Annotated in this window: 15 protein-coding genes and 6 pseudogenes; 11 read left to right on the top strand and 10 right to left on the bottom strand. The window is 52.2% G+C overall.

All coding sequences use genetic code 11. The features are described 5' to 3' along the window. Positions 1-78: 78 nt before the first annotated feature. Positions 79-1,150: pseudogene (locus ACQGXV_RS12620) on the bottom strand (ABC transporter substrate-binding protein). Between the two features lie 453 nt (positions 1,151-1,603). Here ACQGXV_RS12620 and ACQGXV_RS12615 point away from each other — a divergent pair. After that, positions 1,604-2,527 (top strand): LysR family transcriptional regulator, encoded by a 924-nt coding sequence (locus ACQGXV_RS12615; RefSeq protein ID WP_440867400.1) that lies wholly within the window; start codon positions 1,604-1,606, stop codon positions 2,525-2,527. 8 nt (positions 2,528-2,535) lie between these two features. Here the strand turns inward: ACQGXV_RS12615 and ACQGXV_RS12610 are convergent. Further along, positions 2,536-3,453: pseudogene (locus ACQGXV_RS12610) on the bottom strand (LysR family transcriptional regulator). 139 nt (positions 3,454-3,592) lie between these two features. Here ACQGXV_RS12610 and ACQGXV_RS12605 point away from each other — a divergent pair. Together ACQGXV_RS12605 and ACQGXV_RS12600 are read left to right on the top strand one after the other, a co-directional pair. Beyond that, positions 3,593-4,471 carry an MBL fold metallo-hydrolase gene (locus ACQGXV_RS12605; RefSeq protein WP_440866572.1) on the top strand — a complete coding sequence of 293 codons (879 nt, stop codon included), beginning with the start codon at positions 3,593-3,595 and terminating at the stop codon, positions 4,469-4,471. Further along, complete coding sequence (locus ACQGXV_RS12600) at positions 4,459-5,115, top strand: DsbA family protein (protein ID WP_440866571.1); 657 nt, start codon at positions 4,459-4,461, stop codon at positions 5,113-5,115. The genes ACQGXV_RS12605 and ACQGXV_RS12600 overlap by 13 nt, the downstream gene beginning before the upstream one ends. Here ACQGXV_RS12600 and ACQGXV_RS12595 read toward each other — a convergent pair. Further along, the gene (locus ACQGXV_RS12595) at positions 5,112-5,264 is read right to left on the bottom strand and encodes a hypothetical protein (protein WP_440867864.1); all 153 of its coding nucleotides are present in this window, start codon (positions 5,262-5,264) and stop codon (positions 5,112-5,114) included. The genes ACQGXV_RS12600 and ACQGXV_RS12595 overlap by 4 nt on opposite strands. On the opposite strand from ACQGXV_RS12595, the gene dusA reads away from it, so the two are divergent. Both dusA and pspG read left to right on the top strand, forming a co-directional pair. Beyond that, positions 5,225-6,229, top strand: coding sequence for a tRNA dihydrouridine(20/20a) synthase DusA (gene dusA / locus ACQGXV_RS12590; RefSeq protein ID WP_440866570.1), 1,005 nt, complete (start codon positions 5,225-5,227; stop codon positions 6,227-6,229). The two genes, ACQGXV_RS12595 and dusA, sit on opposite strands and share 40 nt — an antisense overlap. Before the next feature lie 161 nt (positions 6,230-6,390). Beyond that, positions 6,391-6,612, top strand: coding sequence for an envelope stress response protein PspG (gene pspG, locus ACQGXV_RS12585; protein ID WP_264624700.1), 222 nt, complete (start codon positions 6,391-6,393; stop codon positions 6,610-6,612). A 392-nt stretch (positions 6,613-7,004) separates the two neighbouring features. On the opposite strand, the gene ACQGXV_RS12580 is transcribed toward pspG, so the two are convergent. After that, a complete protein-coding gene (locus tag ACQGXV_RS12580) occupies positions 7,005-7,994 on the bottom strand; it encodes a quinone oxidoreductase (protein WP_440866569.1) in 990 nt (329 codons plus the stop codon). Positions 7,995-8,110: 116 nt separating this feature from the next. Between ACQGXV_RS12580 and dnaB the strand changes: the two genes are divergently transcribed. Together dnaB and alr are read left to right on the top strand one after the other, a co-directional pair. Further along, positions 8,111-9,517, top strand: coding sequence for a replicative DNA helicase (gene dnaB, locus ACQGXV_RS12575; RefSeq protein ID WP_440866568.1), 1,407 nt, complete (start codon positions 8,111-8,113; stop codon positions 9,515-9,517). A gap of 38 nt (positions 9,518-9,555) precedes the next feature. Then, complete coding sequence (gene alr, locus ACQGXV_RS12570) at positions 9,556-10,635, top strand: alanine racemase (RefSeq protein ID WP_440866567.1); 1,080 nt, start codon at positions 9,556-9,558, stop codon at positions 10,633-10,635. 41 nt (positions 10,636-10,676) lie between these two features. Here alr and ACQGXV_RS12565 read toward each other — a convergent pair. From ACQGXV_RS12565 to ACQGXV_RS12545, 5 genes and pseudogenes are all read right to left on the bottom strand, one after another. Continuing rightward, positions 10,677-10,958, bottom strand: a pseudogene (locus ACQGXV_RS12565) (aromatic amino acid transporter AroP); the annotation flags it as partial. An 18-nt stretch (positions 10,959-10,976) separates the two neighbouring features. Next, complete coding sequence (locus ACQGXV_RS12560) at positions 10,977-11,510, bottom strand: IS630 family transposase (RefSeq protein WP_440862665.1); 534 nt, start codon at positions 11,508-11,510, stop codon at positions 10,977-10,979. Further along, complete coding sequence (locus ACQGXV_RS12555; RefSeq protein ID WP_440865549.1) at positions 11,434-11,742, bottom strand: IS630 transposase-related protein; 309 nt, start codon at positions 11,740-11,742, stop codon at positions 11,434-11,436. The genes ACQGXV_RS12560 and ACQGXV_RS12555 overlap by 77 nt, the downstream gene beginning before the upstream one ends. A 290-nt stretch (positions 11,743-12,032) precedes the next feature. Then, a pseudogene (locus ACQGXV_RS12550) lies at positions 12,033-12,902 on the bottom strand (amino acid permease); the annotation flags it as partial. Next, a complete protein-coding gene (locus ACQGXV_RS12545) occupies positions 12,902-13,321 on the bottom strand; it encodes a transposase family protein (protein ID WP_440867399.1) in 420 nt (139 codons plus the stop codon). The pseudogene ACQGXV_RS12550 and the gene ACQGXV_RS12545, both read right to left, overlap by 1 nt. 126 nt (positions 13,322-13,447) lie before the next feature. On the opposite strand from ACQGXV_RS12545, the pseudogene ACQGXV_RS12540 reads away from it, so the two are divergent. From ACQGXV_RS12540 to ACQGXV_RS12530, 3 genes and pseudogenes are all read left to right on the top strand, one after another. Continuing rightward, a pseudogene (locus ACQGXV_RS12540) lies at positions 13,448-14,047 on the top strand (IS5 family transposase); the annotation flags it as partial. A 34-nt stretch (positions 14,048-14,081) separates the two neighbouring features. Continuing rightward, positions 14,082-14,447: an IS630 transposase-related protein gene (locus ACQGXV_RS12535; RefSeq protein WP_440862584.1), complete on the top strand. Its 366-nt coding sequence runs from the start codon at positions 14,082-14,084 to the stop codon at positions 14,445-14,447. Further along, positions 14,371-14,904, top strand: coding sequence for an IS630 family transposase (locus ACQGXV_RS12530; protein WP_440862665.1), 534 nt, complete (start codon positions 14,371-14,373; stop codon positions 14,902-14,904). The genes ACQGXV_RS12535 and ACQGXV_RS12530 overlap by 77 nt, the downstream gene beginning before the upstream one ends. Positions 14,905-14,929: 25 nt before the next feature. On the opposite strand, the pseudogene ACQGXV_RS12525 reads toward ACQGXV_RS12530, so the two are convergent. Next, a pseudogene (locus tag ACQGXV_RS12525) lies at positions 14,930-15,283 on the bottom strand (aromatic amino acid transporter AroP); the annotation flags it as partial. A gap of 360 nt (positions 15,284-15,643) precedes the next feature. Between ACQGXV_RS12525 and ACQGXV_RS12520 the strand changes: the two are divergent. Next, positions 15,644-16,108, top strand: coding sequence for an Lrp/AsnC family transcriptional regulator (locus tag ACQGXV_RS12520; protein WP_440866566.1), 465 nt, complete (start codon positions 15,644-15,646; stop codon positions 16,106-16,108). The last annotated feature ends 111 nt before the right edge of the window (positions 16,109-16,219 follow it).

Raw genomic sequence — 16,219 nt, 5'->3', positions numbered from 1 at the left:
CCTCCCTCTGCGGCGTGGACCAATACGCCCTGTGCGCCTCCTCTCCGTATCCGGACAGGGTGCGCACAGGAACAGGCTTTACTGCTTCATATTGATAATCACGTGCTCTTGCCACTGACGCGGCAACGTTTTCACCGTTTTATCCCAGGCCTCGCCGTCAGCAATAGGGCGTACGCTTTTGTACTGTTCTTCCGGCAACAGTTTAGCTTTCACATCATCCGGCAACGTGATGTGCTGCGCGCGGATCGGGCGCGCATAGCCACGCGCCAGATTGATCTGTCCGGCATCAGAGAAGATGTATTCACGCGCCAGCTTGGCCGCGTTGGGGTTTTTGGCGTATTTATTGATGATGGTGGTATAACCGGAGATCACCGAACCATCGGAAGGGTTCAGCACTTCAAAGCGATCTTTGTTGATTTTGTCGCGGTAGTTCAGGCCGTTGAAATCCCACACCACGCCAACCTGCACTTCCCCTTTTTCGATATTCGAGATCACCGGATCGGTAACGCCAAGACGCCCTGCTTTCGCCAGCTTGCCAAAGAACTCCAACGCCGGTTTCAGGTTTTTCTCGTCCCCCCCCCAGCGCAAAGTTGGCTGCCAGTACGCCGCTTACCGCCTGCGAGGCGGAGTTAACGTCACCAATGGTCACGACGTAATTGCCTTTAAGCAAGTCGGCCCAGCTGTGCGGGATCTCTTTCACCTGCTGTTTATCGATAATAAAGGCGATAGACCCGGTATAAGCCAGTGCCCAATGCACGTCTTTATCTTTAGCCCAGTCAGGCACCTGTTCTCAGGTGGTCGGTTTATAGGGCTGGGTTACACCTTTTTGCGCCGCAATCGGCCCGAACGCGGCACCTACGTCACCGATGTCAGCACTGGCATTCTCTTTTTCAGCCGCAAACTTGGCGATTTCCTGCGCGGAAGACATATCGGTATCACTGTGCTTCAAACCGTATTGGGTAGAGAGATCCTGCCAGGTGTCTTTCCAGTTGGCCCAACTGTCCGGCATCCCTACGCTGTTTACCGCGCCTTCAGCCCGCGCGGCTTTTTCCAGGGCTGCCAGATCCTGCGCCGACACAGGGGTGGAAACAAAGGCAATTGAGGAGAACAGTGCGCTACTTATTAACACGGAAGACAACAATTTCTTCATCATGATGCTCCTGATTTTATAGGTTCGCGACGCTGGTCTTAGCCAGCAATAACTACGCCAATTCAGCACAGCGGGATGAAAGTTATATGTCGGGTGTATGACAACCGCATGTCAGCGCAAGGAGGGATGAGAGCATACCCATCAGGCCAGGCACGAAATTCCCCGTCATGGTGCACATTGCGCGATATCGGTGTTTGATTCTGGTGAAATACATCGGCATGAAGTGCAGTAACCCGATGATAGTTCAGCCTCATGGCTTCATCCATTCAGAGGCCGTGAACCACAGTGATAACATTACTGTCATGTGACATTAACCGCAGAAAATGTGCTTCACGATTGATTGAGCAGCCAGCAAGCGCGATTCCCTCCGCATTTGGTGAAAAAATAAATAAATCCCGGTTAAGCTATTCATTTATGATATCGGTTAGCGAGGCAACCACGACTGAGGCGATGATGCCGACCATTTCACTGCGCCACATTGAAATTTTTCATGCCGTCATGACCACCGGTAACCTCACCGAGGCCGCCGCGTTGCTCAACACCTCGCAACCCACGGTCAGCCGTGAGCTGGCACGTTTCGAGCATCTGGTGCAAATACCGTTGTTCGAGCGGGTGCGCGGACGTCTTCACCCTACGGCGCAAGGACTGCAACTGTTCGAAGAGGTGCAACGTTCTTACTACGGGTTGGATCGCATCATCAATGCTGCGCGCGACATTCGGCGTTTTGAACAGGCACAGCTTTCTATCGCCTGCCTGCCGGTGTTTTCTCAATCCTTGCTCCCCTACGTATGCAAACCGTTGCTGGACAGCTATCCCTCGCTCAGCCTGCACGTCATACCTCAGGAATCACCGCTGCTGGAAGAGTGGCTGTCAGCACAGCGCCACGATCTTGGTCTGACGGAGAACAGAGTGACGCCCGCGGGCACTGAGCGCCATACCCTGCTCACGTTGAACGAAGTGTGCGTGCTTCCCGCACAGCACCCTTTAGCCGCGCGCCAGATACTGACGCCAGAAGATTTTCGCCATGAGCGATTTATCAGCCTTTCAAGCATCGATAGCTACCGCCAACTGCTAGATAAATTGTTTGATAGCGCCGGGATAGCGCGTGATATGGTGCTGGAAACCCACAGTGCGGCATCGGTGTGCGCTATGGTGCGCGCCGGTGTTGGTATTTCTATCGTCAATCCGCTCACCGCTTTGGATTACGCCGCCTCCGGCGTGGTGGTGCGCCCGTTCAGCGTCGCGGTGCCTTTTACCGTCAGCCTGATTCGCCCGCTGCACCGCCCAGCCTCGGCGCTGGTGGATACCGTGATCGCCCATCTAACGCGTTATACAGCAGGCATTGCCGAGCAACTGGACGCGGTGCTGGTGCGCTGAGTAGCCCACTATTCCGCTTGCAGCGCCAGCCAGCGCGGCTCATGAGCGAACCAGTGCACCAAGAAGTCCAGCAATGCACGCAGCGCAGGCGGCATATGTTGACGAGACGCGTAGATGCCGTAAATGCCCATATCCTGCGGTCGATACTCTGTCAGCAGCGGCACCAGTGCGCCGCTGGCAAGATAGCGCTGAACCGAGTAGCGCGGTTGCCGTGATACCGGCCCCTTCCAGCGCGCCGGATAACAACACCAACGATTCGTTGCCGCTCAAGTTGCCGCTCACGGGTACAGTAACCGGCTCATTATCATGAGTAAAATTCCACAGACTTTTGCCAAAGTAGGTATAAGTCAGGCAGTTGTGCAGCGAAAGATCGCTCAGTTGGCGCGGCATCCCCTGTTTTGCCAGGTAAGTGGGCGCGGCGCACAGCACCGAGGCACATTGGCCGAGTGGCCGAGTGGGCGAGCAATCAGGTTGGGATCGAGCGCATTGGTGATGCGCAATGCCAGATCGATGCGATCTTCCACCAGATTGATCGCACGATTATTCATCTGCATATCCACCGCTACGCGCGGGTGACGCTGCAAAAATGCCTTAACCGCCACGCCCAGTGCTGTTTGCTCAAGCGATTGCGAGCAGCTGACGCGCAGCAGGCCACCGATAGACGCCACATCCGAGGCGTTTTCCACCCGCATATCTCCCGCCAACTCCAGCATCTCACGACAGCGTTGCAAGGTTTTTTCACCGGCATCGGTTAAACTCAATTTACGCGTGGTGCGATGCAGCAGACGTGCCTGCGCCCAGGTTTCCATCTCGTTCAGGTAGCGGCTCACCATCGCGCGCGACATATCCAATAGCTCGGCGGCAGCGCTCATGCTCCCCCGTTCAACAATAGCGACAAACACTTCAGCAGCAGTGATGCGATCCATGATTAGCTCGATTTATGCAACAGAGCAAACCACCATTTAGCCATTTTTATTACGATAATTGCAACTTAAGATAGACCCCGTTGAGTACTTTTAAACGAATCTAACTTTTAACGAATAATGACATGAATGGAGTTCTGCTATGAAAAAATCTACCTTAACGCTGGTTGCCGCCGCTTTCCTGAGTATGACGACGGTAGCTCACGCCGCCTCTCCGTTGAAGCTTGAAGTCTTTAACCCCGGTGAAGCCAGTATTTTCCCGGTATCATCTGCGCTGATTGTTGGCGAACATGAAGTGGCACTGATTGACGCCCAGTTCCAGCGTAACGATGCACAAACGTTGGTGGGTCGCATTAAAGCCACCGGCAAGCCGTTGAAAACCATTTATATCAGCCATTCTGATCCTGATTATTACTTCGGTCTGGATGTGATTAAGGCCGCTTTCCCAGATGCGAAAGTGATTGCCACCCCGGCAACCATCGCAGCGATCGAAGCCAGCCAGGCAGGTAAAGTGGCCTACTGGGGCCCGATCATGAAAGAAAACGCGCCGCAAAAAATTATCGTGCCAACGCCGTTAAAGGGCGACAACTTCACCGTTGATGGTCAGAAACTGGAAGTGAAAGGTCTGACAGGGCCTACGCCGGATCGCACGTTCGTGTGGATCCCGTCGATGAGCACCGTGGTAGGAGGGATTCCGGTTTCCGCCAATATCCATCTGTGGATTGCCGATACACAAACGCCGCAATCTCGCGCTGACTGGCGTCAGACGTTACAACAGATTGAGCAGTTAAAACCGAAACAAGTGGTGCCGGGTCACTTCCTGCCGCCAATGGATTACAGCCTGAGCAGCGTCACGTTCAGCCTGCAATACCTGAACACGCTGGAAAAAGCGCTGGCTACCAGTAAAGATTCTGCTGCGCTGATCGATACCATGAAAAAGCAGTACCCCGACCTGCACGAAGAGTCCAGCCTGGAACTGAGTGCCAAAGTGCTTAAAGGTGAAATGAAATGGCCGCAGTAACGCTGCACTATATTTATGACCCGCTGTGTGGCTGGTGCTACGGTGCCGCGCCGCTGGCGCAGGCCGCGCAAGCAATGCCAGGCGTCAATGTGGTGCTGCACGGTGGCGGCATGATGACGGGCAGCAACCGCCGTCAGGTCACCCCGCAGTGGCATGACTACGTGTTGCCACATGACCAGCGTATCGCAGAACTGACCGGTCAGCCTTTTGGCCAGCCTTACTTCGATAAACTGCTGCGCGATACCAGCGTCGTGCTGGACTCCGCGCCGCCGACGGCAGCCGTTATCGCGGCAGAGCGCATGGCTAACAAAGGCTATGAACTGCTGCACCATGTGCAACGAGCGCATTATGAACAGGGTAGAAAAATCGCTGATGTCGACGTATTGACACAGTGCGCCAGTGAAATCGGGCTGGACCCAGTTGCTTTTGCCAATGAGTATGCCTTCGTTAACGCCGATGGCCTGGAGCACCATTTCAAAGAGAGCCGCGCATTATTGGCGAAAGTGGGCGGACACGGCTTCCCCACCTTTGTGCTGGAAACCGCCGACGGTAACAGAGAGATTGTTCAGACGGTCGAATTCCTGGGCAATATCGATGCATGGCGCGCCTTTTTGCAGGTTAAGATCGGCGGGTTTGCTGCCTAAGCGGTATTCACTACCCGTAAGCCGGTGTCGATGACACCGGCTTTCAATGATACACTGTGCTCAGGTTTCCCTGCATTGGGATCACGATTGACCAGACACAGTAAGACGTATGCACCCATCTTCTGATACTCAGCACCGCTTCCCTGCACAACGCTTCTCCATAGCGCCGATGCTCGATTGGACCGATCGCCATTGCCGTTATTTCCACCGCCAACTGACCCGGCAAACGCTGCTGTACACCGAGATGGTCACGACCGGTGCCATTATTTACGGCAAGGGCGACTATCTGGCTTACAGTGATACCGAGCATCCGGTGTCGTTGCAGTTGGGCGGCAGCGATCCTGCCGCGTTGGCGCAGTGCGCGCAGTTGGCAGAGCAGCGCGGCTACGATGAGGTCAATCTCAACGTTGGCTGCCCTTCGGACCGTGTGCAGAATGGACGTTTTGGCGCTTGCCTGATGGCAGAAGCCGAACTGGTGGCGGATTGCATTAAAGCGATGCGCGATCGGGTATCGATCCCGGTTACGGTAAAAACCCGTATCGGCATCGACGATCAGGATAGCTACGCTTTCCTGTGCGATTTTGTTCACACCGTGGCCAAGCGCGGCCAGTGCGATACTTTTATTATCCATGCGCGCAAAGCCTGGCTTTCGGGTCTCAGTCCAAAAGAGAATCGCGAGATCCCGCCGCTGGATTATCCACGCGTCTATCAGCTCAAACGCGATTTCCCAGCATTGACCATCGCCATTAACGGCGGTATAAAAACGCTGGAAGAGGCAAAAACCCATTTGGCACAGCTCGATGGAGTGATGATGGGGCGCGAAGCCTATCAAAATCCCGGCTTGCTGCTGGATGTCGATTCGCAACTGTTCGGTATTGATACTCCCGCCATCAGCCCGTTTAGCGTGGTGGAAGCGATGTATCCTTACATTGAGCATGAACTGACGAACGGAACCTATTTGGGCCATATCACCCGTCATATGCTGGGCTTGTTCCAAAGTATCCCCGGCGCGCGTCAATGGCGTAGTCACTTAAGCGAAAATGCTCACAAACCCGGCGCAGGCATCCCGGTGGTGGAAGCGGCACTGGCGCTGGTACGCGATCGCGTAGCATAAAACCCCAATAGTTAGTCAAAATAGCCACAATTTATTGCCCACACCGACATTCCCTTCTGATAAATCAAAGCGTTATCAGAGGGGAAAGGTTGGCATGCTTCTTGTAATACTTCCCGCAGAGCACGTCTTTAGTACGGCACACCTTATTGAGGAGAGGAATCATGCTGGAGTTTTTGTTCGTTGTGGGCTTTTTCGTGATGTTAATGGTCACCGGGATTTCACTGATTGGCGTACTAGGCGCACTGGTGATTGCGGCGGTGGTGATGCTGGTGGGTGGGCTGATTGTTACCGCCATCAAAGTACTGCCCTGGCTGCTGCTGGCAGTGGCGATCGTCTGGCTGTGGCGTTACTGGCAGCAAAAACCGCTGCGCGATTACCGCTGATGCCACGCTTTGTGACGGCAGCTGCAAATACCGCTTCTGAGCACCAAGATTCTCAGTAATTTACGCCAATTTTGTGCGCCAGCAGATATTTTTTTCCCCTAAGCCGCTGTTAGGATGGCGGCTCTTGGTCACTATGACTGCCTCCATGTAGCAAGGCGGTTTACGTAACCGGTAACACGCACAAGACACGCGGCCTGTGCGAATCAATAAAAAATGATTTCATCCGCGTCAGAGCATCATCATCCAAAAAAATTACGCCTCGATGCGCTGACGTTCGCCACGCTGTACCCTACATACAGCATGATGAAATATCAAAAATAATGCAGCAACAAGGCCCCCGTTTGGGGCACTTACTTTTTACGCCGACCTACCCTGTACAGCGGCTCGCTCGCTTATCGTCCTGGGATCAGCAGACAGGAACCGTGCGCCTGACGGCTCTCCAGTGCGCGATGCGCTTTTTGCGCTTCCGACAGCCCGAAGATCTGGTTGGCAGAAACATCTACCTTGACAGCGCCACTGGCAATCAGCGAAAACAGCTCGCTGCTTGCTTTATCCAGCTCTGCCCGGTTGGTCACGTAGCCAAACAGCGACGGACGCGTCACGTAAAGCGAGCCTTTCTGATTCAGAATGCCTAAATTCACGCCGGTCACCGGGCCAGAAGCGTTACCGAAGCTCACCATCAAACCGCGACGTTGCAGACTATCGAGCGAGGCTTCCCACGTGTCTTTACCCACCGAGTCGTACACTACCGGCACTTTCTGCCCATCGGTTAATTCCAGTACCCGCTGCGCGATGTTCTCACTGCGATAGTTGATGGTCGCCCAGGCACCCGCCTGACGTGCCAACGCCGCCTTGTCATCGGACCCGACGGTACCAATAAGTTTCGCGCCCAGCGCCTTGGCCCACTGGCAGGCGATCAGGCCAACGCCACCGGCGGCCGCTTGGAAGAGGAATGTCTCACCGGACGTAATCTCATAGGTTTCACGCAGCAGGTAGTATACCGTCAGCCCTTTCAGGAACGACGCCGCGCCCTGCTCAAAGCTGATGGCCTCTGGTAGATGCGCTACGCGATCCGCCACCACGTTGTGCACCGCACTGTAAGCGCCCAGCCCCGCTTGCGCGTACACCACGCGATCGCCGACTTGAAAACCACTTACCCCCGCGCCGACTTTCGCCACCACCCCCGCCGCCTCAGTGCCCAGCCCAGATGGGAAGGTCTGCACGGGATAAAGCCCACTGCGCACGTAGGTATCGATAAAGTTGATCCCGACAGCACGGTTTTCAATTTGTACTTCACCCGCAGCCGGTTCACGCGGGGTAAAATCAACGTACTCCAGCACCTCAGGGCCACCGTGGGCGCTGAATTGAATGCGTTTCGCCATGTTTTCTCCTGATGCGGTCCGGTGCGATAAACACACGGGCGCGTTTTTATCACGTCAGTTTCGTATACAATGCCTCCTTATGGAATGACAAATCAACCAATAAAGAACGTAATCCCATGGCAGAAAAGCGCACCGCACCCCCATCGAAACAGCCCCGCGACCGACAGATGGAGGAGTTAAAGCTTCCACCCCAATCGCTGGAAGCGGAACAATCGGTTCTGGGCGGCTTGATGCTCGACAACGAGCGCTGGGATAACGTTGCAGAACGCGTCGTCGCCAACGATTTCTACAACCGCGCCCACCGTCTGATTTTCAGCGAAATGCAGCGCCTGTTGGAATTGAACAAGCCCATCGATCTCATCACCCTGTCCGAGTCGCTGGAGCAAAAAGGCGAGCTGGACACGGTCGGCGGTTTTGCCTATCTGGCAGAACTGGCGAAAAACACCCCCAGCGCCGCCAACATCAGTGCCTATGCCGATATCGTGCGCGAACGGGCGGTGGTGCGTGAGATGATCGCTGTCGCCCATGAAATCGCCGATGCCGGTTACGATCCACAGGGTCGTAGCAGTGAAGATCTGTTGGATCTGGCGGAATCACGCGTGTTTCAGATCGCGGAAAACCGTGCCAGCAAGGATGAAGGTCCGAAAAGCATCGACCGCATTCTGGAAGATACCGTCTCTCGTATTGAGCAGTTGTATCAACGCCCGCACGACGGGGTCACCGGCGTTTCCAGCGGTTATCAGGATCTGGATAAAAAAACCGCCGGGCTGCAAAAGTCGGACTTGATTATCGTCGCAGCGCGTCCCTCCATGGGGAAAACCACGTTCGCCATGAACCTGTGCGAAAACGCCGCGATGATGCAAGAGAAGCCGGTGCTGATCTTCAGTCTGGAAATGCCCGGCGAACAGATCATGATGCGTATGCTGGCATCGCTGTCGCGCGTGGATCAAACCCGTATCCGTACCGGGCAGTTGGATGACGAGGACTGGGCGCGTATCTCCAGCACCATGGGTATTCTGCTGGAGAAGAAGAACATGTATATCGATGACTCTTCCGGCCTGACGCCCACGGAAGTGCGCTCCCGCGCGCGCCGCGTTTTCCGCGAACATGATGGCCTCAGCCTGATCATGATCGACTACCTGCAACTGATGCGGGTGCCCGCCCTTTCAGATAACCGAACCCTTGAGATAGCCGAAATTTCCCGTTCTCTCAAAGCATTGGCAAAAGAATTGCAGGTGCCTGTGGTCGCACTCTCTCAGCTTAACCGTAGTCTGGAGCAGCGAGCGGATAAACGCCCGGTCAACTCCGACCTGCGTGAATCCGGCTCTATCGAGCAGGATGCCGACCTGATTATGTTTATCTATCGTGATGAGGTTTATCATGAAAACAGCGATTTGAAAGGCATCGCTGAGATTATCTTGGGGAAACAGCGTAACGGCCCTATCGGTACCGTTCGGTTGACCTTCAACGGGCAGTGGTCGCGTTTTGATAATTACGCCGGTCCACAATACGATGATGAATAAATAGCGCACCTGAGCGGGCAGCGTTAAGGACAGTAGAAATGAAAACGGCAACCGCCGTCATCAGTCGCCGCGCATTACGTCACAATATGCAGCGCGTGCGCCAGTTAGCGCCTAACAGTCGGCTGGTCGCCGTCGTCAAGGCCAATGCATACGGCCACGGTGCCGTGGAATGCGCCACCACCCTTCAGGATGCCGATTGCTTCGGCGTCGCCCGGCTCTCGGAGGCGTTGGCACTGCGCCAAGCGGGTATCACCAAACCCATCCTGCTGCTGGAAGGGTTTTTCTCTGCCGACGATCTTCCTTTACTGGCGCAGCATCAATTGGAAACCGCGGTGCACAGCGTCGAGCAGTTGGAAGCATTGGAGCAGGCCGATTTACCGCACCCTCTTACCGTGTGGATGAAGCTGGATACGGGTATGCACCGTTTAGGGGTGCGTCCCGATAAAGCGGAAGAGTTTTATCAACGGCTGACCCAGTGCCGCAATGTGGTGCAACCGGTGAATATCATGAGCCATTTTTGCCGCGCCGATGAGCCAGAGTTCAATACCACCCTGAAACAGATCGCCTGCTTCGATGCCTTCGCCGAGGGAAAACCCGGCGCGCAATCTATCGCGGCTTCCGGCGGGATTCTGCTGTGGCCACAGGCGCATCTTAATCAGGTACGGCCGGGGATTATTCTCTACGGCGTATCACCGTTGGCCACTGAAACCGCCACGCATTTTGGACTGCAACCCGCCATGACCCTCACATCACACCTGATCGCGGTGCGTGAGCACAAAGCGGGTGAAACCGAAGGATACGGCTGCATCTGGACCAGCGAGCGCGATACCCTGCTCGGCGTGGTCGCGATGGGGTATGGCGATGGCTACCCGCGCACAGCGCCGTTGGGTACTCCAGTGCTGGTCAATGGCCGTGAAGTGCCGTTGGTTGGACGCGTATCAATGGATATGTTGACGGTCGATCTGGGACCCGATGCCCGGGAGCGGGTGGGCGATGAAGTGATCTTGTGGGGAGAGGCGCTGCCCGTCGAGCGGATCGCCGCACACACCAAGATCAGCGCTTACGAACTGATTACCCGCGTGACACAGCGTCTGGCGCTGGTGTATCTCGACGATTAATGCGTAAAAAGGCGTACCACAGGGTACGCCTTTCCCATCAATTACGCGTCACTGACCGCAACATCTGCCGGGGTGCGTTTACGGTTCTTCACCCGATAAGCCACAGCCATTGCCACCAGCCACACGGGAATCAGCCATACCGAGATCTGGATACCGGGGGTAATCGCCATGATCACCAGAATACCCGCCAGAAATAGCAGGCAAATCACGTTGGTCACCGGATAGCCCCAGCTTTTAAAACGCGTTTCCTTTGCAGCCGCTTGCATCGCATGGCGGAACTTGAGGTGTGTAATGCAAATCATCGCCCAGTTGATCACTATAGCCAAGCGACTTAATTTTGATTACACCATATGGACTGAGAACAAACTCTCTGTATCGCAACCCATCTCTCTTTTTTTGCTTTTTGCTTGTGCCCATTTATGCTCAATTGGGTTAAGATCTGGCGAATATGTAGGCAAATACTCCACCATATACCCTGCATCGATGATGACTTGTTGAATATTATGTTTTTTGTGAAAAGTGGCATTGTCCATCATGATTACACTGTTTTTAGGGAGTACTGGGATAAGGACTTGTGTGACCCAGGCATAGAAAACATCGCTGTTAATATTGATATCAAATAATCCGATAGCAAACAGCGTTGTGCCTAATAAAGCGCCGATAACATTTGTTCTTCCCCTAGCTCCCCAGTTCTTCAGGCCAAAACACCGTTGACCTTTTGGGGAATAGCCGTGAGTCCGTGGGGCATCGTGTGAAAAACCACTTTCATCAATAAAAACAATAGGTTTACCTTCTTTTTCATACTGTTGTTTTTTTTGTTGAAATCCCTGCCGGGCGTTTTCGTCGGCTTTCGGATGACGTAGAGTTTTTTTTATAGGTCAATCCCAGCTTTTTAAGCGCTTGCCAAATGGCCTTCTGACAAACGCCAAAACGCTCTGCACGTTCTTTTTGGTAAGCATCTGGATATTGTTCAACATCTTTTATCAACTCGGATTTATCGATCTTTCGCTGACGCGTGGTCGATGCTTTTGACTCTATTTGATTAATCCAACGCGATACAGAGGCAGGGCCAATCCGAAATTGCTTCGCTGTTTCTCGGATACTCAACCCTTCGTTTTTCCGTGTAGAGGCTTTGTTGAATAATTTAACCGTTTGATTTACATCTTCTTTAGTTAGAATGCATTTACAGAGAATGTATTTTGTTAGAACGACAAATCAAATAGTTAGCACAATAAAAAGCATTCCGAGAGGAAAAATTAGTCGTTGAAATTTTATAATGCTTATATAAATCAGTATCTTAAATTATTCAACAAAGCCCCGTGTAGATATCACTTTACGTCTAAAATCAATTGAATAGCTCATTTAAATAATGTAATCAAAATTAAGTCGTTTAGCTATAACGCGGACACCACCAGCGCCATCAGCAGCTCAAACGCTTTGCCCGGCATCAGGTAGTTCAACACCACGCACAGCCCGGTTGCCAACGCCGATACACCAAGCGCGTTCAACGGAATGCCACGTTTGTTGATGCTTAACAGTGCCCGAGGGGCGTTGCCCTGTTTAGCCAGGCCAAACAGCATACGGCTATTGCAATAGACGCAACTGTTATACACCGAGAGCGCCGCAGACAGCACCACCAGATTCAGCACGGTTGCCACCACGTTGCTATCCAGCGCGTGGAAAATCAGCACAAACGGGCTGCCGCCTTCCACCACTTTCTGCCAGGGGTACAGCTACAGCAACACCGCCAATGCCCCCACATAAAACAGCAGAATGCGATAAATCACCTGATTGGTGGCGCGCGGAATACTTTTTTCTGGCTGATCGGCCTCAGCGGCAGTGATCACGACCAATTCAAGGCCGCCAAAGGAGAACATGATGACCGCCATTGCCATCACCATGCCACCAAAACCATTGGGGAAAAACCCACCGTGCTGCCACAGGTTAGCCACGCTGGCCTCTGGCCCGCCACTCCCACTGATCAGTAGATAGCAGCCGAACGCAATCATGCCGATAATCGCCGCCACTTTAATGATGGCAAACCAGAACTCCATTTCGCCATAAACCTTCACGTTAGTAAGGTTTATGGCGTTAATCAGCAGGAAGAAAACGGCCGCCGAAACCCAGGTCGGCACATCGGGAAACCAGTATTGAATAAGCGTGTTGCTTAATAGTGAAATAAGGGTGTTTCGGTGATTGAAGTAAATTTTACGCTGTTCTGAGATGGAAATTCCAAAGACCGGCGCTAAGGAGTAAGAAGGTATCATCAATTCCGTAAAATTTGGGTCATGCAACCGAGGCGCTTGATACCCGCGATGGCGTGTTCAACTGTAATACGGATGCCCGAGATTATTTTATTTTCTTGTTTTTGTTCAGGCGATAAAGGTCTTTTTCGAGTTCCTTTTTTTGGGATTTGTGTATTAGGATGCTGTTTATCTATACCTTGAAAACCGGTATCTGCCCAGATGGTTACCTCAGGAGGAATATGGCGAATTATATCGACTTTATCGAGTAAGCGTTTATCGTGACGGCGCCCATTTTTGCTCATGGGGATAAATCCAATTTGCCTTGTTTCGTCAGTCATAATAAGCCCTTTCCGAGTGGTCTGTCTTTTCTTTCCCGAATACATTTTTTTTCGCCGACGCAGATTCTTAGGCTTTTGGACAGGTCGCTCTGTCCCATCAATAAAGACGTCTTTAACTCCAGGAAAGGCGCGAAAAAATTCCTCAGCAGAGCGGCTTTGTTGAATAAATCGAACTTTCAGGGGATCGCCGGATCAAAGCACTATCATCGCTCCCGATAGCAGCTCCCCATGGCAAAGCAAAAGTTTAAAATCACCAACTGGCCCACCTACAACAAAGCACTCAGACAACGCGGCTCCCTGACGGTCTGGCTTGATGAGTCGGCCATCGCTGCATGGACTGACAGTTCTTCGCCTGAAGGTCGTGGTCGGCCGCTTTACTACACCGATATGGCTGTTACCACGGTTTTGATGATAAAGCGCGTGTTTAACCTGTCGCTCCGGGCATTACAGGGCTTTGTCGACTCGGTTTTTACACTGATGAGCCTGCCACTGCGCTGCCCGGACTACTCTCTGGTCAGTAGGCGGGCAAAAACCGTCAGTATCAGCATAAAAACGCCAACGCGTGGTGAAATCTCGCATCTGGTCATCGACAGTACCGGTCTGAAGGTCTTTGGCGAAGGTGAATGGAAAGTCAGGCAGCATGGGGCTGACAGACGAAGAGTGTGGCGCAAGCTTCATCTGGCAGCAGACAGTGCGACGCATGAGATTATCTGTGCCGACTTATCGCTCAGCGGAACGACAGATGCGCAGGCACTGCCGGGCCTGATTAACCAAACCCACCGAAAAATCAGGGAAGTGTCAGCAGACGGTGCTTATGACGCCCGTTATAGCTAAACGACTTAATTTTGATTACATTATTTAAATGAGCTATTCAATTGATTTTAGACGTAAAGTGATATCTACACGGAAAAACGAAGGGTTGAGTATCCGAGAAACAGCGAAGCAATTTCGGATTGGCCCTGCCTCTGTATCGCGTTGGATTAATCAAATAGAGTCAAAAGCATCGACCACGCGTCAGCGAAAGATCGATAAATCCGAGTTGATAAAAGATGTTGAACAATATCCAGATGCTTACCAAAAAGAACGTGCAGAGCGTTTTGGCGTTTGTCAGAAGGCCATTTGGCAAGCGCTTAAAAAGCTGGGATTGACCTATAAAAAAAACTCTACGTCATCCGAAAGCCGACGAAAACGCCCGGCAGGGATTTCAACAAAAAAAACAACAGTATGAAAAAGAAGGTAAACCTATTGTTTTTATTGATGAAAGTGGTTTTTCACACGATGCCCCACGGACTCACGGCTATTCCCCAAAAGGTCAACGGTGTTTTGGCCTGAAGAACTGGGGAGCTAGGGGAAGAACAAATGTTATCGGCGCTTTATTAGGCACAACGCTGTTTGCTATCGGATTATTTGATATCAATATTAACAGCGATGTTTTCTATGCCTGGGTCACACAAGTCCTTATCCCAGTACTCCCTAAAAACAGTGTAATCATGATGGACAATGCCACTTTTCACAAAAAACATAATATTCAACAAGTCATCATCGATGCAGGGTATATGGTGGAGTATTTGCCTACATATTCGCCAGATCTTAACCCAATTGAGCATAAATGGGCACAAGCAAAAAGCAAAAAAAGAGAGATGGGTTGCGATACAGAGAGTTTGTTCTCAGTCCATATGGTGTAATCAAAATTAAGTCGCTTGGCTATAGTTTAATGTAAATCCCGACCGCAGAAAGCTCAGCCATGCTGACCAGCACATAGAGCACCCAGTAGTTCCAACCGGACATAAAACCGGCAAAGCTACCCCAGTATTTATTGGCCAAATGGCTAAAAGAACCGGCTACGGGCTCTTCCACCACCATTTCCCCTAACTGACGCATAATGAAAAAAACAATAATCCCGGCGATTGCATAGCCCAACAATACCGATGGCCCGGCCATTTTGATGGTTTGCGCAATCCCCAAAAACAGCCCGGTGCCTACCGCGCCCCCTAATGCAATCAACTGGATATGGCGGTTTTTTAACCCTCTTTTCAGTTGATCCGCTGTCTGCGACGTATCCATGATATTCCCCGAACAAGATGTTGTGTTGGCAATCTCATGGCAACAATCAGGCCAGCCTCAGCGGAGCAATGGCGAGCTCCGGCCATAAAAGAAAGTAATATCATGAATATATTCATTATTTTTATTATCACGCCACGGGATACTCAATGACGAAACAAAACAGATTGATGCATAAACAGGCAACCACATGCACGAAATGCCCTTAATTGCATCACTGAACGCACGACATTGCGCCAACACGGTGCATGCCCATTGGTTGTGCAATCCCCCTGAGAACCGGGGTATGAAAAGAAGCGGCACGCAGTGATAAAAAGCTGCTAGTCTGTTTTATCTCCCGATACATCATGCGGATAAAGCACTATGTACCAGATAGACGATTATGATTTGAAAATGCTGACCTTACTGCAAACCAACGGCCGCTTGACCAATCAGGAGTTAAGCGAACTGATCGGGTTATCCGCATCGCAGTGCTCGCGCCGTCGCATTGCACTTGAGCAGGCAAAGCAGATCCTGGGCTACCACGCCCGCCTGGCACCCAATGCCATCGGTCTGGAGTGTCTGGGTTTGATCGAAGTGCGCCTGATCAACCATACCCCCGACTACGTGGAGCGCTTTCACCAAATGCTAGGAGAGGTGGATGCGATCATTGATGCCTATAAAACCACCGGCGATGCCGACTATTTACTGAAAGTTGCGGTAGCCGATCTGCAAGGGCTGAGCGATCTGATCAGTCGCATCTTGTCGCAGAATAAAAGCGTTTCTCACCTGAAGACCTCAGTGGTACTGAATCTCCTGAAAGAGAATGGGCTCATGTTGCCTAACTGAACGCTTGCACCCTAATAGGGCGAGATGCTTCCTTTTAGTGCATGGAAAGAATGAGAACGCGCATTAACACCTTAAACCATGCGTGAATCACGCAAAAAATTACGTTTTCTG

This window comes from Symbiopectobacterium purcellii (assembly GCF_052050035.1).
GTDB classification, from domain to species: Bacteria; Pseudomonadota; Gammaproteobacteria; order Enterobacterales; family Enterobacteriaceae; genus Symbiopectobacterium; species Symbiopectobacterium purcellii_A.
This window is presented reverse-complemented; position numbering and strand designations above follow the sequence as displayed.